The organism is Streptomyces sp. NRRL S-920 (assembly GCF_000717945.1).
In the GTDB taxonomy this organism is placed as follows: domain Bacteria; phylum Actinomycetota; class Actinomycetes; order Streptomycetales; family Streptomycetaceae; genus Streptomyces; species Streptomyces alboniger.
Genome location: NZ_JODF01000013.1, coordinates 44,659 through 58,500, shown reverse-complemented (window position 1 = coordinate 58,500; position 13,842 = coordinate 44,659). Strand labels below are relative to the sequence as shown.

The 13,842-nt window shown below is 71.0% G+C and carries 11 protein-coding genes; all 11 read right to left on the bottom strand.

Annotated features, from left to right (window positions below):
- Window positions 1-10 precede the first annotated feature (10 nt).
- The gene (locus IG54_RS0112025; RefSeq protein WP_051819448.1) at window positions 11-1,468 is read right to left on the bottom strand and encodes an aspartate aminotransferase family protein; all 1,458 of its coding nucleotides are present in this window, start codon (window positions 1,466-1,468) and stop codon (window positions 11-13) included.
- Window positions 1,465-3,375, bottom strand: coding sequence for a 1-deoxy-D-xylulose-5-phosphate synthase (gene dxs / locus IG54_RS0112020; protein ID WP_030781281.1), 1,911 nt, complete (start codon window positions 3,373-3,375; stop codon window positions 1,465-1,467). The genes IG54_RS0112025 and dxs overlap by 4 nt, the downstream gene beginning before the upstream one ends.
- Before the next feature lie 26 nt (window positions 3,376-3,401).
- Window positions 3,402-4,424 (bottom strand): adenosyl-hopene transferase HpnH, encoded by a 1,023-nt coding sequence (gene hpnH, locus IG54_RS0112015; RefSeq protein ID WP_030781279.1) that lies wholly within the window; start codon window positions 4,422-4,424, stop codon window positions 3,402-3,404.
- Between the two features lie 5 nt (window positions 4,425-4,429).
- A complete protein-coding gene (locus tag IG54_RS0112010) occupies window positions 4,430-5,083 on the bottom strand; it encodes a hypothetical protein (protein WP_030781277.1) in 654 nt (217 codons plus the stop codon).
- Window positions 5,083-7,086 carry a squalene--hopene cyclase gene (shc, locus tag IG54_RS0112005; RefSeq protein WP_030781274.1) on the bottom strand — a complete coding sequence of 668 codons (2,004 nt, stop codon included), beginning with the start codon at window positions 7,084-7,086 and terminating at the stop codon, window positions 5,083-5,085. Before shc ends, IG54_RS0112010 begins: the two co-directional genes overlap by 1 nt.
- Before the next feature lie 101 nt (window positions 7,087-7,187).
- Window positions 7,188-8,318, bottom strand: a complete 1,131-nt coding sequence (locus tag IG54_RS0112000; protein WP_078594008.1) for a polyprenyl synthetase family protein — start codon at window positions 8,316-8,318, stop codon at window positions 7,188-7,190.
- A complete protein-coding gene (hpnE, locus tag IG54_RS0111995; protein ID WP_030781270.1) occupies window positions 8,315-9,724 on the bottom strand; it encodes a hydroxysqualene dehydroxylase HpnE in 1,410 nt (469 codons plus the stop codon). The genes IG54_RS0112000 and hpnE overlap by 4 nt, the downstream gene beginning before the upstream one ends.
- A gap of 124 nt (window positions 9,725-9,848) precedes the next feature.
- Window positions 9,849-10,799 carry a presqualene diphosphate synthase HpnD gene (gene hpnD / locus IG54_RS0111990; RefSeq protein WP_030781267.1) on the bottom strand — a complete coding sequence of 317 codons (951 nt, stop codon included), beginning with the start codon at window positions 10,797-10,799 and terminating at the stop codon, window positions 9,849-9,851.
- Window positions 10,796-11,695: a squalene synthase HpnC gene (gene hpnC / locus IG54_RS0111985; protein ID WP_030781262.1), complete on the bottom strand. Its 900-nt coding sequence runs from the start codon at window positions 11,693-11,695 to the stop codon at window positions 10,796-10,798. The genes hpnD and hpnC overlap by 4 nt, the downstream gene beginning before the upstream one ends.
- A 347-nt stretch (window positions 11,696-12,042) precedes the next feature.
- Window positions 12,043-12,852, bottom strand: coding sequence for an ABC transporter ATP-binding protein (locus IG54_RS0111980; RefSeq protein WP_051819447.1), 810 nt, complete (start codon window positions 12,850-12,852; stop codon window positions 12,043-12,045).
- A complete protein-coding gene (locus IG54_RS0111975; protein WP_030781257.1) occupies window positions 12,845-13,783 on the bottom strand; it encodes an ABC transporter permease in 939 nt (312 codons plus the stop codon). The genes IG54_RS0111980 and IG54_RS0111975 overlap by 8 nt, the downstream gene beginning before the upstream one ends.
- Window positions 13,784-13,842 lie beyond the last annotated feature (59 nt).

The window sequence follows — 13,842 nt, the reverse complement described above, 5'->3', positions numbered from 1 at the left end:
ACGCGTCGGCTCAGCGGCCCGCGACCGCCTGCTTCACCAGTGTCCTGCCGAAGTCCCACATCAGCCCGCCCCCGCTGTGCGCCTCGTCCATGACGGCGGTGAACGCCTCGACGAAGCGGTCCACCTCCCGCTCCCCCACGGTCAGCGGCGGGATCAGCTTGATGACCTCCAGGTGATCGCCGGAGACCTGGGTGAGGATGCGGTGCTTGTGCAACAGCGGTACGACGACCATCTGCGCGAAGAGGCCCTTGCGGGCGGCCTGGAGCATCGACCAACGCCCGCGCAGCTTCAGTGACTTGGGGCGGCCGAACTCGATGCCGACCATGAGGCCGCGGCCGCGCACCTCGCTCAGCAGCTCGTAGCGGTCGACGAGGGCGGCGAGCCGGGACCTGAGCAGCTCGCCCGTGACCCGCGCGTTGTCGACGACCTTCTCGTCCTCCATCACCGACAGCACGGCGAGGCCCGCCGCCATGGCCTGCGCGTTGGAGCCGAAGCTCGCCGAGTGGACGAGCACCCGGTCCATCGACGAGTAGACCTTCTTGAAGATCCAGTCCTTGCCGAGGGTGGCGCCGACCGGCACATAGCCGCCCGACAGCGCCTTCGCGACGCAGACCAGGTCCGGCTCGACGCCCTCCTCGTGCTGATAGGCGTAGAAGTCGCCGGTCCTGCCGAGGCCCGTCTGCACCTCGTCGGCGATCAGCAGCGCCTTGTGCCGGCGCAGCAACTCCTGGGCGGCTCGCAGATATCCGGGCGGTGTCGCGTGCACACCCTTGCCCTGGATGGGCTCGACGATCAGCGCGGCGACGTCGCCGCGCCGCAACTCCGCGCGCAGCGCGTCCAGATCACCCAGCGGCACGGCCGTGTCCGGCAGCAGCGGGGCGAAGCCGTCCCGGAAGCCGCTCTCGCCGTTGACGGACAGCGACCCGGTGGTCAGCCCGTGGAAGGCGTGGGCGCAGTACAGCACGCGCGGCCTGCCCGTCGCGTACCGGGCGAATTTCAGCGCGGTCTCCACGGCCTCCGTGCCGCTGTTACCGAAGAAGACGCGGTCCAAGTGCGGGCTGTGGCGCAGCAGTTGCTCGGCCAGCAGCCCCGGCAGCGGCTGGCAGTCGAAGCGGGTGAGGTCGGCGAGCGAGGCGTCGAGGACGTCGTGCAGGGCCTTGCGTACGACGGGGTGGTGCCGGCCCAGGCCCATCACGCCGAAACCCGCGAGCATGTCGAGGTAGTCGTTGCCGTCGGCGTCCCAGAAGTACGCGCCCTCGGCACGCTCGTAGACCTTGTCGAAGCCGAGGGTGTGCAGCATGCGCGGCAGCTGGTGATTGAGGTGCCGGGCGTGCAGGTCGTACCGCTCGGCGCCCCGCTCGGCGAGCAGCCTGCCGAGATCGAACCCCTCGGCCGGGGCGGGCTCCTCGGCCGGGGCGGGCTCCTTGGCCGTGGCGGGGTCTTCGGCCGGGGCGGACTCCGTGGTCATACGTTGCACTCCTTGCCTGGATCCTGCTCACCCACGCGCTCCTTCACCGCCGGCGTGGCGCTGATCCGTCCCGCGATCTCGACCGGCGTGAGCCCGAGATCGGCGAGGACCTCACTGCGCTTGGCGTGCGGGAGGAACTGCTCGGGAATCCCGAACCGCCGTACCGGTACGTCCACTTCGGCATCCCCGAGGGCGAGCGCGACGGCGGATCCGACCCCGGCGGAGCGGCTGTTGTCCTCGACGACGGCGACGACGCGGTGCCGGGCCGCGAGAGCGGGCAGCTCCTCGTCGACGGGCTTGACCCAGCGAGGGTCGACGACGGTGCACCGCAGACCGCGCGCCCGGAGCAGCTCGGCGGCCTGTAGACAGACCGGCGCCATCACCCCGACCGCGACGAGCAGCACGTCGGGCTCGGGGTCCCCGAGCAGTACGTCCATGCCGCCGACGCGGCCCACCGCGGGGATCGCGGGCCCCACCGACTCCTTGGGGAAGCGGATGAGCGTCGGCGCGTCGTCCACGGCGACCGCCTCCCGCAACTGCGCCCGCAGCTGGTCGGCGTCGCGCGGCGCGGCGATCCGCAGGCCGGGCACCACCTGGAGGATCGACAGGTCCCACATGCCGTTGTGCGAGGCCCCGTCCACACCGGTGATCCCGGCGCGGTCCAGGACGAACGTCACCCCGCAGCGGTGCAGCGCCACATCCATCAGGAGCTGGTCGAAGGCGCGGTTGAGGAACGTGGCGTACACGGCCACGACCGGGTGGAGGCCGCCGGTGGCGAGCCCGGCGGCCGAGACCGCGGCGTGCTGCTCGGCGATGCCGACGTCCCACACGCGGTCCGGGTAGGCGTCGGCGAACTTCTTCAGCCCGACCGGCCCCAGCATGGCGGCGGTGATGGCGACGACGTCCTCGCGCTCGGCGCCGACGCGGACCATCTCGTCGCCGAACACCGAGGTCCAGGAGGGGCCGTTGGCGGGTGCGAGGGGTTCGCAGGTGAGCGGGTCCATGACGCCGACCGTGTGGAAGCGGTCGGCCTCGTCCGCGAGCGCGGGCTCGTAGCCGCGGCCCTTCTCGGTCAGGCAGTGGATCAGGACGGGCCCGTGGAAGCGTTTCGCGCGCCGCAGGGCCGACTCGACGGCGCCGATGTCGTGCCCGTCGATCGGCCCCACGTACTTGAGCCCCAGGTCCTCGAACATGCCCTGCGGCGCGAAGGCGTCCTTGAACCCCTTCTTGGCGCCGTGCAAGGACTCGTAGAGGGTCCGTCCGACGACAGGGGTGCGCTGGAGTATGTCCTTGCCCCAGGCGAGCACCCGTTCGTAGCTGTCGGTGGTCCGCAGCGTGGCGAGGTGGTCGGCGAGGCCGCCGATGGTCGGGGCGTAGGACCGCTCGTTGTCGTTGACGACGATGATCAGCGGCCGGTCCTTCGCGGCGGCGATGTTGTTCAGCGCCTCCCACGCCATGCCGCCGGTGAGCGCGCCGTCCCCGATGACGGCGACCACATGCCCTCGCCCGCCGAGCACCTCGCGCGCCTTGGCGAGGCCGTCCGCCCAGCCGAGCGCGGTCGAGGCGTGGCTGTTCTCGACGATGTCGTGCTCGGACTCCGCGCGCGAGGGGTAGCCCGAGAGGCCGCCCTTGCCGCGCAGCTTGGAGAAATCCTGACGTCCAGTCAGCAACTTGTGTACGTAACTCTGGTGCCCGGTGTCCCACACGATGCGGTCCACGGGCGACGCGAAGACCCGGTGGAGGGCGATGGAGAGTTCCACCACCCCCAGGTTGGGCCCGAGGTGACCACCCGTTCTGGCGACCGCCTGTACCAAGAACTCCCGGATCTCCTCGGACAGTTCCCCCAGCTCGGCGCCGGTCAGCGCCGTCAGGTCGCGCGGCCCCCGGATGGTGTCGAGAATGGTCATGCTCGGGCCCCCTCTCTGATTGGCCGTCAGCCGCGGCTTCCCGTGGCCGTCTCGCGGGCGGCGCGGATGGACTCCTTGAGGGAGCCCATGGTGGCGAGGACGGCGGTCGGCTCGTAGCCGCAGTGCGCCATGCAGTTGGCGCAGCGCGGGTCCTTGCCGCGGCCGTACTTGTCCCAGTCGGTCTCCTCGATCAGCTCCCGGTATGTGGGGACGTAGCCGTCGCTCATGAGGTAGCAGGGGCGCTGCCAGCCGAAGAGCGAGTAGTTCGGGATCGCCCACGCGGTGCACGGGAAGTCCGCCTTGCCCTCCAGGAAGTCCAGGAAGAGCGGCGAGTGGTTCAGCCGCCAGCGCCGCCGGTTGCCGCCCGCGAAGGCCTTCTTGAACAGCTCACGGGTCTGCTCGACGCCCAGGAAGTGCTCCTGGTCGGGTGCCTTCTCATAGGCGTAGGCGGGCGAGAGCATCATCTCGTCGACGTGCAGCTCGTCATTGAGGAAGTTCAGCACCTCGATGATGGTCTGCGGGGTGTCGGTGTTGAAGAACGTCGAATTGGTGGTGACACGGAACCCGCACCGCTTGGCCTCCTTGATGGCCGCCACCGCTTCGTCGAACACTCCCTCCTTGGCGACGGACTCGTCGTGCCGCTCCCGCATCCCGTCGATGTGCACGGCGAACGCGAAGTACGGCGAGGGGGTGAACTTCTCCAGCTTCTTGCGCAGCAGCATGGCGTTGGTGCAGAGGAAGACGTACTTCTTCTTGGCCACCAACTGCCGGACGATCTCGTCGATCTGAGGGTGCATCAGCGGTTCGCCACCGGCGATGGACACCATCGGCGCCCCGGACTCCAGGACGGCGCCCACGGCCTGGGCCACCGGCATGCGCTGCTTGAGCACACCGGCGGGGTGCTGGATCTTCCCGCACCCCTCGCATTTGAGATTGCAGGCGAAGAGGGGTTCCAACTCGACGATCAGGGGGAACTTGTCGCGCTTGCGGAGCTTCTGTCCAAAGAGATACGTAGCGACCTTGACGGTCTGGCGCAGCGGCATGGCCATCTGGCTCACCTCCAGGGGAGCAAAGAAGAACGGTGCCATTCGAAGAATGCGGGGAGCACGGCACGAAGGACGCGGAAGGCTGATATTCCACCGCGTACCGTGCCGATGCGGACCAGTTCATGCTGCGGGGCGTCCACGACCACCCGGACGGCCGCAACGGGCCGCCGTCCCGCTCGTACCGCGCCTCGCAGGGTGGCGGCGGATTCCATGTCGACGGCGATCGCGCCGGTGGCGAGCAGGGCGCCGCGCTCGGTGCCCCGGACGACGTGGTCGGAGCCGGTGAGCGGGCCGGTGTGCACGGTGCGTCCGGGCAGGGCCCGCGCCAGCTCCTCGACCAGCAGCCCCGCCCCGTCGCACGGGGTGCTGCCGTGCGCGTCCCTGGTCTCCTCGGCGACGACCAGGTCACCGGGGTGCATACCGGGGGCGAGGCCCGCGCAGAAGCCGGTGGCGAGGACGGCCGCGGCCCGCAGCGGCTCGGTACCGAGCGCCCTGCCGATGGCGCGCTCGGCGTTCTCGGGGCCCATGCCGGTGCGCAGCACGGTCATGTCCCCCGGGGCTCCCCCGCGATCGCCGGTGCGCAGGGCGAGGCGCTCGATGCCAAGCGCGCAGGCGATCAGTAGCGGTGCGGCGCCGGGCCGCCGGGCCGGGGCCTCGTCCATCAGTCCCCCTTGGGCACGCGGCCGGGGCCGTCGGCGAACGGCTCGCCGTTGACGTATCTGCCGAGCGCGGTGAGCGGGAACACCTGACGGTAGAGGTGGTAGTTGATGGAGAAGTCCCAGGGGAAGCCGGTGCCGGTGAAGTACGGCTCGTCCCAGGAGCCGTCCGCGCGCTGCGTCCGGGCCAGCCAGGTCACGGCCCGCTCCACGGACGTGGCATCGCGCTCCCCCGCCGAGAGCAGGGCGAGCAGCGCCCAGGCGGTCTGCGAGGCGGTCGAGGTGCCGCGTCCGGCCCAGCCCCGGTCACGGTAGGAGCGCAGGTCCTCGCCCCAGCCGCCGTCGTCGTTCTGCACCGACTCCAGCCAGCTCACGGCGCGGCGGATCGCGGGGTGCGCGGCGGGCAGCCCGGCCGTGATCAGCGCGGGCACCACCGACCCGGTGCCGTATACGTAGTTGACTCCCCAGCGCCCGAACCACGCGCCGGTCGGCTCCTGTTCGGCGAGCAGCCACGCGATGCCCCGCCGGGTGCGCGGATCGTGGGACCTGCCCTCGACGGCGAGCATCTCCACGACGTGCGCGGTGACGTCGGCGGACGGCGGGTCGATGACCTCGCCGAAGTCGCAGAACGGCAGCCGGTTGGGGAAGGGGCTGGTGTTGTCGACGTCGAAGGCGGCCCAGGCGCCGTTCTTCGATTGCATCCCTAGGGTCCAGCGCACCCCGCGCTCGATGGCGTTGTTCACCCGCTCCTTGTCCGGGTGCGCGACCCGGCGCAGCGCGAGGGCGACCTCGGCGGTGTCGTCGATGTCGGGGTAGTTGTCGTTGTGGAACTCGAACGCCCAGCCGCCCGGGGTCAGTTCGGGCCTGCGCACCGACCAGTCGCCGGGCCGTACGACCTGCTCGCCCAGCATCCAGTCCGCGGCCTTGACCAACTGCGGGTGGTCGGCGGGCAGTCCGGCGTCGGCGAGCGCGATGGTCGCGAGGCAGGTGTCCCACACGGGCGACTGGCAGGCCTCGATCATCCGGGCGCCGTCCTCGCGCCACACCGCGAACCGGTCGAGCGAGGCGAGCCCGGCCTTGAGGACGGGGTGCTCCAGGTCGTAGCCGAGCAGGTGCAGCGCGATGATCGAGTAGACCGCGGGCGGCTGGATCCCGCCCCAGCAGCCGTCGTTCTCCTGCCGCTCGATGATCCAGCGGGCGGCGCTGTTCATCGCGGCCTCGCGCAGCCGCCGCGGCGCGACCTTGTGGTAGACGTGCAGCACCTTGTCGAGCCGCTGGAAGACACCGTCCCAACTGGCCACGGGTGCCAGTGGTGCGGCCGGACTGGGGTCGCTCGCGTCGAGGTGCAGCTCGTCCAGCGCGAAGGGCGCGGGGCGCACGGGCCGCTTGGCCGAGACGATCGTCAGCGGCACTATGGTCTGCCGGGCCCAGCAGCCGAAGTCGTAGATGTTGAGCGGGACCCACGAGGGGAAGTAGATGAGTTCCGGCGGGAGTTCGGGCAGGTCGTCCCACTTCCACCAGCCGAACAGGGCGAGCCAGATGCGGGTGAAGACCCGGCTCGCGGCGATGCCGCCCTGGCCCCGGATCCAGGCGGAGGCCCGCGCCATGTGCGCGTCCTCGGGCCGGTCGCCGGCCAGGCGCAGCGCGACGTACGCCTCGATGGTGGTGGAGAGTTCGCCGGGTCCGCCGTAGAAGGTGGCCCAGGCGCCGTCCTCGCGCTGTTCGCCGCGGATGAAGAGCGCCGCGGCGCGTGTGGTGTGCTCGTCCCTGATGCCGAGGAACTGCCGCAGGAGGAGGTCCTCGGCGTCCATCGTCACATTGGTCTCGAGGTCGCCCTTCCACCAACCCTGGGTGTCCTGCCGGGAGAGCAGGTATTCGGTCGAGCGCTGTAGGGCGCGCGCGGCGGCGTCCCGTGCGTCCGTCGGCGCGGCGGTCGTGTCGATGGGCTGGCTGGCCGAGGCCGCGCGGGGCGTCACCGCTCCGGTGCTTCCGTCGGTCGTCGCTGTCATGGCTTCCCCTTCGTGCAGTCGGTTCCTCTGCTCTGGGTCCGCCGTCGGCCGACGCGCTGGGCGCCGGCCGGCGACTGCGAGTCATATCTGGCCGATAGTGATCATCTCTTTCGTACGACGACGAAGTCGGCGAGCGCGACGAGCTGCGCCCGCACCCGGTCCGGCATCCGGACGGTGTCCAGTGCCTCGATGGCGATGGTGTGCTGACGCCTGGCCTCCTCGGCGGTCCACTCGCGCCCCCCGGCCTCCTCGATCAGGGCGGCGCGCGCGGCGAACTCCTCCTCGGAGAAGCTGTCGAAGTCACTGCTCTTGGCGTCGGCGGCGAGCAGGTCACCGAGGCGCTCGGAGGCGGATCCGCCCGCGGCGAGCGCGGCGACGACCGGCAGGGACTTCTTGCGCTGGCGCAGATCGCTCCACGTCTGCTTCCCGGTGGCCTCCGGGTCGCCCCAGATGCCGAGCAGGTCGTCCACGGCCTGGAAGGCGAGGCCGAGGTGGTAGCCGTACTTCTCCAGGATGTCGGCGGTGCGGTCGTCGGCGCCGCCGAGTACGGCGCCGATGGAGACGGCGCAGGCGAGCAGGGCGCCGGTCTTGTTGCCCTCCATCTCCAGGCACTCCTCGACGGTGACCCGCTCGCGGTGCTCGTAGGAGATGTCCTGGGCCTGGCCGTCGATGAGGGCGCGCGTGGCGGTGGTGAGGCGGCGCGTGGCGCGGCCCGCCTCGACGGTGCCGATCTCCAGGAGGATCTCGTTGGCGAGCGCGAAGAGGGCGTCGCCGACGAGGATGGCCTGCGCGGGGCCGTGCACCTTCCACACGGTGTCGCGGTGGCGGCGCTGTTCGTCGCCGTCCATCAGATCGTCGTGCAGCAGCGAGAAGTTGTGTACGAGTTCGACGGCGACCGCGCCGGGGACGCCGACCTCGGGTGCGGCGCCGGCGGCTTCGGCGGAGAGCAGGGCGAGCGCGGGGCGCACGGCCTTGCCGCCGTCGCCGTCGGAGGGGTTGCCGGCGGCGTCGATCCACCCGAAGTGGTAGGCGGCGACGGTGTCCATGGGCGGCGCGAGGCGGTCCACCGCGGCCCGCAGCACCGGGGTGGCCAGCGTCCTTCCGCGCTCGAGCAGTGAGGTCACGTCCACCGTGTCGGCAGCCGTTTCGGCCGAGGGCACAGTCGGCACAGTTTCTCCTCTTGTTCCGGTGCTGGTTCGCTGGGGACCTGACCCCAGGTTGTCGAGCTTCACGCCGTCGCCTCCTCGAATGCGAAGAGGTGGTCACGCGGTCGGTCGAGTACGGAGAGCGCGGCCTCGGCCGCGCTGATGCCACTGCGTACGGCGCTCTCCATGGTCGCGGGCCAGCCGGTGGCGGTCCACGCGCCCGCGAGGTAGAGGCCGCGGGCCTTGGTGCGGGCCCCGGGCCTGAGCCTGCCGACGCCGGGCGTGGGGGCGAAGGTCGCCGTGCGCTCGCGGGTGACGAAGAAGTCCCGTACCTCCGCGCCGTGCGCGGCGGGCAGCAGCCGCTCCAGCTCGGGCAGATAGCGCTCGCGCAGCGCGGCGACCGGGGCGTCGATCTCGTCCTGCGCGGCGGACTGCGAGAGCGCGAGGTACTGCCCCTCGGCGAGGCCGGACGCCTCGGTCCGGTCGAAGACCCACTGCACGGGCGTGCCGAGGGCGGCGAAGAACGGCCGCTTCAGCACCTTCCTGTCGTACACGACGTGGACGTTGAGGATCGGCGCGTTGTCGATGTCCAGGAGCCGGTCGGGCTGGTCGAGCGCGCCGTCGGGGAGCAGGTCGTGCGCCTCGTGCTGCGGCACGGCGAGCACCACGGTGTCGGCCTCGATGGCCTCGCCGGGCACCTCGACCCGCCAACCTCCGTCGTCCGTACGGGAGACGGAGGTGACGCGCGCCCTCAGTTCGGTACGGACCCCCGCGGCGTCGAGCGCCTTGCGGGCCAGCGTGTCGTGCAGGTCTCCGAGGGGCACCCGGGACCAGCCGATGTCCGCGGCGCCCGGCTCCGAGAGCAGTCCGGTCTTGAACACCATCGCGGCGAGCCCGAGCGAGGCGTCGCCCGCGACGGCGTTGAGCGTGGCGACGCCCACGAGGTCCCACAGGGCCTCGATGGCGCGCGGCGTCTGACCGTGCCTGGCCAGCCAGCTGCCGAAGTCCTGGCCGTCGAGCACGGGGTCGGCGAGGTCGAGCCCCTTGAGGGCGAGCGCGGCGCGCCCCACGTTGGCGCGCTCGGCGAGCGAGAGGTGCGGATACGTGGCGAGGCTCGCCGCCAGATGGAGCGGCACGGGCAGCGCGGCCCGGCGCAGCCGTCCGAGGCGGTTGCGGTCGGCGTCGAGGACGGGCACGTCGAGGCGTTCCTGCAAGGGTGCGAGGTGCGCGCCCTCGACGCGGTCGAGGAACCAGCGGTAGGCGGTGCAGCAGCGGAGGTAGACGTGCTGGCCGTTGTCGACGGTCAGTTCGCCGCGCCGGAAGGAGAACGCGAGCCCGCCGAGCCGCGGCCGTCCCTCCAGGAGCGTCACGCGCAGTCCCGCGTCGGCCAGCGAGAGGGCGGCGGTGATGCCGGCGAGTCCACCGCCGATCACTACGGCGGCCGCCCCACCGGGGCGGCCCTCGGCATCCGCGGTCAGCCCTTCGGGCCGCATGTCCTCGCTCCTCATGCACCCTCCCTTTCGGCTGTCGCAGTCTGGGACGCGACCTTCGAGCGGAGGGTTGCCCACCACTTGGCGGGTGCCGCGCCGGCCGCCGCTCGGTCTCCCCGAACGCGCGTCACACGCGCCTCCTGACGGTCTGGCGCGAGACGGTCCGCGCGTCGAACCCGGACAGTCCGCGCACGGCGACGTACGCCTTCTCGTGGCCCGGCAGCGAGACGCGCCCGCGCAGCACGGCCTCGGGCTCCCGCTCGATGCGGTCGAGGAGGCGGCGGTAGATGCCGGCCATGGCCGCGACGCAGGCGCCGCTGCGCCGGTCCAGCATGGGCAGCAGGCGGTAGCCCTCGGCGAACAGGGCGCGGGCGCGGCGCACCTCGAAGTGGACGAGGCCCGCGAAGTCGGATCCGGCGGGCGGTGTGGGGCCCGAGAACCCGGCGGAGCAGCCGAACTTGGCGAGGTCCTCGGCGGGCAGATAGGTCCGCCCGCCCTCGGCGTCCTCGCGAACGTCCCGCAGGATGTTGGTCAGTTGGAGTGCGAGGCCGAGCGTGTCGGCATACTCCGGCGCGCGCTCGGCGTGGAGCGCCCCCCGTTCCGTACCGAACACGCCGAGCGAGAGCCGCCCGATGGCCCCGGCGACGCAGCGGCAGTAGCCCTTGAGGTCCTCCCAGGTCTCGTACGTCTCACCGCGTACGTCCATCAGAACGCCGTCGATGAGTTCGTCGAGGCCCTCCATGGGGATGGGGAAGTGGGCGGCGGCGTGCGCGAGGGCGACCGCCACGGGGTCGGTGTCGTCCTGTGCGACCTCCCCCGCGCGGATCCGGGCGAGGAGCCGACGGGTCTCGTCGAGCCGGTCCGCCTTGACGTCCGGCGCGAGCGCGCCGTCGCCGATGTCGTCCACGCGCCGCGACAGGGCGTAGAGCGCGGACATGGCACGGCGCTTCGGCGTCGGCAGCAGCCTGATGCCGTACGCGAAGTTGCGCGCCTGCTGTCCGGTGACGGTCTCGCAGTAGCTGTACGCGGCGAGCACCGGCGCGGACACCTGCGGATCTGACTCCAAGGTCCGGCTCACCCCTCTCCTCGCAGAACCGCCCCCGCCTCGCGCAACAGGCGGGGCTTGGTGGGCTTGGGTGGACCAGGCAGTACGTCGTATCCGGCGGCGGCGATGGCGTGGGCCGCCGCCTTTCCCCCCGCCACGAACCCGGCGAGCAGCAGCTTCAGCCTGCCGTGGACGCTACCCACCAGGGGGGTGCCTTCATTCAGGAGGCAGCGGGCGCGTTCTGTTTCGTATGCGACCAGTGCGCGCACCGATGCGCCTGCTGTGGGCGCGGCCAGGTCGGCCTCGCTGACGTGGAAGCGGGACATGTCCTCGGTCGGCAGGTAGATACGGCCGCGCCGCAGGTCCTCGGCGATGTCCTGGAGGTGCTCGACGATCTGGAGGCCGGTGCAGACGGCGTCGGACAGGCGCAGGCGTTCGGGGGTGGCGGTGCCGGTGATGGCGAGGACGAGGCGGCCGATGGGGTTGGCCGAGAGCGCGCAGTACGCCACGAGGTCGTCGAAGGTGTCGTAGCGCGTGACGTGCTGGTCCTGGCGGTTGGCCGCGATCAGGTCGAGGAAGGGGGTGATCGTCACGGCCCCGCGGTCGGCCGTGGGCCGCAGCGCCCGCACCAGCGGGTGACCGGGGGCGCCGCCGTCGAAGAGCTTGCCGAGGTCGGCCTCGACGGCGTCGAGGAGCCGCGCCGCGTCGGCGGGCTCGGCGGGGTCGAGGCCGAGATAGCGGGCGTGTCCGGCTTCGGGTGCGAGGTCGTCGTCGCCGATGTCGTCGATGAGCCGTACGACGCCGTAGACGGCCATGAGGTCGTCGCGCCAGGCCCGGGGCAGGAAGAAGGGGGCCACGGGGAAGTTCTCGGCCGCGGCCTTGTCGAGGACGGCGGATGCATCGCGGAGCCGGAGATCATCCGTAGCCATTGCCGTCACATCTCCCGTTCTACACTGCTGACCCAATACATCCTATTTCGGACACGCCGCCCAGCCCTGTCCGAGGTGGACCGTGGCCCGGCCGGGGTACCGCGCCATATCGCCCTACTTGCCGCGAATCAGCACCGGTACAGCTTACGTTGTACAACCCCTTACGCCTCGTCGGGGTGTTCGGCACATCACAACAACACACCGATTGGCGTCAACCCTCCCTGTGCGCGGGGGAGTTGGGAGACCGGTGGGGCGTGGCGGGCCCGGACGGACGGCAGGGCCCCACCGGGAAGATCCCCGGCGGGGCCCTGTCGTCGAACGAGCGGGTCCGCGATGGCGCAAACGGACTACTTGCCCGTGAACTTCTCGTACTCCTTGATGACCTCGTCGGTCGGCCCGTCCATGCGCAGCTCGCCGCGCTCCAGCCACAGCACGCGGTCGCAGGTGTCGCGGATGGACTTGTTGTTGTGGCTGACGAGGAAGACCGTGCCGGCCTCCTTGCGCAGCTCGCGGATGCGGGCCTCGGAGCGCTTTTGGAACTTGCGGTCGCCCGTGGCCAGGGCCTCGTCGATCATCAGGACGTCGTGGTCCTTGGCGGCCGCGATGGAGAACCGCAGGCGGGCCGCCATGCCGGAGGAGTAGGTGCGCATCGGCAGGGTGATGAAGTCACCCTTCTCGTTGATCCCGGAGAAGTCGACGATCTCCTGGTAGCGCTCCCTGACCTGCTCGCGGGACATGCCCATCGCGAGCCCGCCGAGGATGACGTTGCGCTCACCCGTCAGGTCGTTCATCAGGGCCGCGTTGACGCCGAGCAGCGAGGGCTGGCCGTCGGTGTAGACCTTGCCCTTCTCGGCGGGGAGCAGGCCCGCGATGGCGCGCAGCAGGGTGGACTTGCCCGAGCCGTTGGAGCCGATGAGGCCGATGGCCTCGCCGCGGTAGGCGGTGAAGCTGACACCGCGCACGGCGTGCACCTTGCGCACGCCGCGCTCCTCGCCGCGCCGCAGGATGCGGCTCAGCGCGGAGGTGGCGCTGCCCTTGCCCGTCTTCGCGCCGTTGACGCGGTAGACGATGTGCAGCTCGTCGGCGATGACGGTGGGGATGTGCGCCTTGGAGGCGTCGCCGCCCTTGTCGAGGTCGAGGGTCTTGTCATCAGCCACGGCCGTACCGCTCCTCAGCCTTCCAGAAGTACACGAAGCCGCCGACGGCGAGCAGAACGGCCCAGCCGCCCGCGACCGCCCAGACGTGCGGCGGCAGGTTCTCGGAGCCGTAGCCGTCGATGAGCGCGAAGCGCATCAGGTCCATGTAGATGGCGGCCGGGTTCCACTGGAGGATGTCCGCGATCCAGTCGGGGTGGTCGTCCAGCATGACCGGGATGGAGAACATCACGCCGGACGCGTACATCCACGTACGCATCACGAACGGCATCAGCTGCGCGAGGTCGGGGGTCTTGCTGCCCAGCCTTGCCATGATCATCGCGAGGCCGGTGTTGAAGAGGAACTGGAGCACCAGCACCGGGACGATCAAGAGCCACGACAGCCTGGGGTAGCTGCCGAAGCCGATCGTGATGACGAACAGCACGATCATCGAGAACAGCAGTTGCTGGAGCTGCTGGAGCGAGAAGGAGACCGGCAGGGAGGCGCGCGGGAAGTGCAGCGCGCGCACCAGGCCGAGGTTGCCCGAGATCGACCGGACGCCCGCCATCACCGAACTCTGCGTGAAGGTGAAGACGAAGACGCCCGTGACCAGGAACGGAATGTAGACCTCACGCTCGAAGCCCCGGTCGGCCTCCAGGATCAGGCCGAAGATGAGGAAGTAGACGAGCGCGTTCAGGAGCGGCGTCGCGACCTGCCACAGCTGGCCGAGCTTCGCCTGGCTGTACTGCGCGGTCAGCTTCGCCTGGGAGAAGGCGAGGATGAAGTGGCGCCGTCCCCAGAGCTGGCGGACGTACTCGAAAAGTCCGGGCCGTGCGCCGCTGACGGTCAGACCGTACTTGGCGGCGAGTTCGGCGCGGGAGAGCCCGTCATCGGGCGGCGGTGTCGACGGGGATGCTGTCACCGCGACTCCGCCGTCATGCGTTGTCTCACTCACGAGTGGAAACTTTCGTCTTCAGATGCGCAGCCGGTCGGGCGTAGGCGTGGGCCAGGGAC

Excerpts from the sequence above, each read along its gene's own strand:
- IG54_RS0112010 (WP_030781277.1), bottom strand. The coding sequence starts at position 5,083 with ATGGACGAGGCCCCGGCCCGGCGGCCCGGCGCCGCACCGCTACTGATC.
- dxs (WP_030781281.1), bottom strand. The coding sequence starts at position 3,375 with ATGACCATTCTCGACACCATCCGGGGGCCGCGCGACCTGACGGCGCTG.
- hpnH (WP_030781279.1), bottom strand. The coding sequence starts at position 4,424 with ATGGCCATGCCGCTGCGCCAGACCGTCAAGGTCGCTACGTATCTCTTT.
- hpnE (WP_030781270.1), bottom strand. The coding sequence starts at position 9,724 with ATGCGGCCCGAAGGGCTGACCGCGGATGCCGAGGGCCGCCCCGGTGGG.
- shc (WP_030781274.1), bottom strand. The coding sequence starts at position 7,086 with ATGACAGCGACGACCGACGGAAGCACCGGAGCGGTGACGCCCCGCGCG.
- hpnC (WP_030781262.1), bottom strand. The coding sequence starts at position 11,695 with ATGGCTACGGATGATCTCCGGCTCCGCGATGCATCCGCCGTCCTCGAC.
- IG54_RS0112025 (WP_051819448.1), bottom strand. The coding sequence starts at position 1,468 with ATGACCACGGAGTCCGCCCCGGCCGAAGACCCCGCCACGGCCAAGGAG.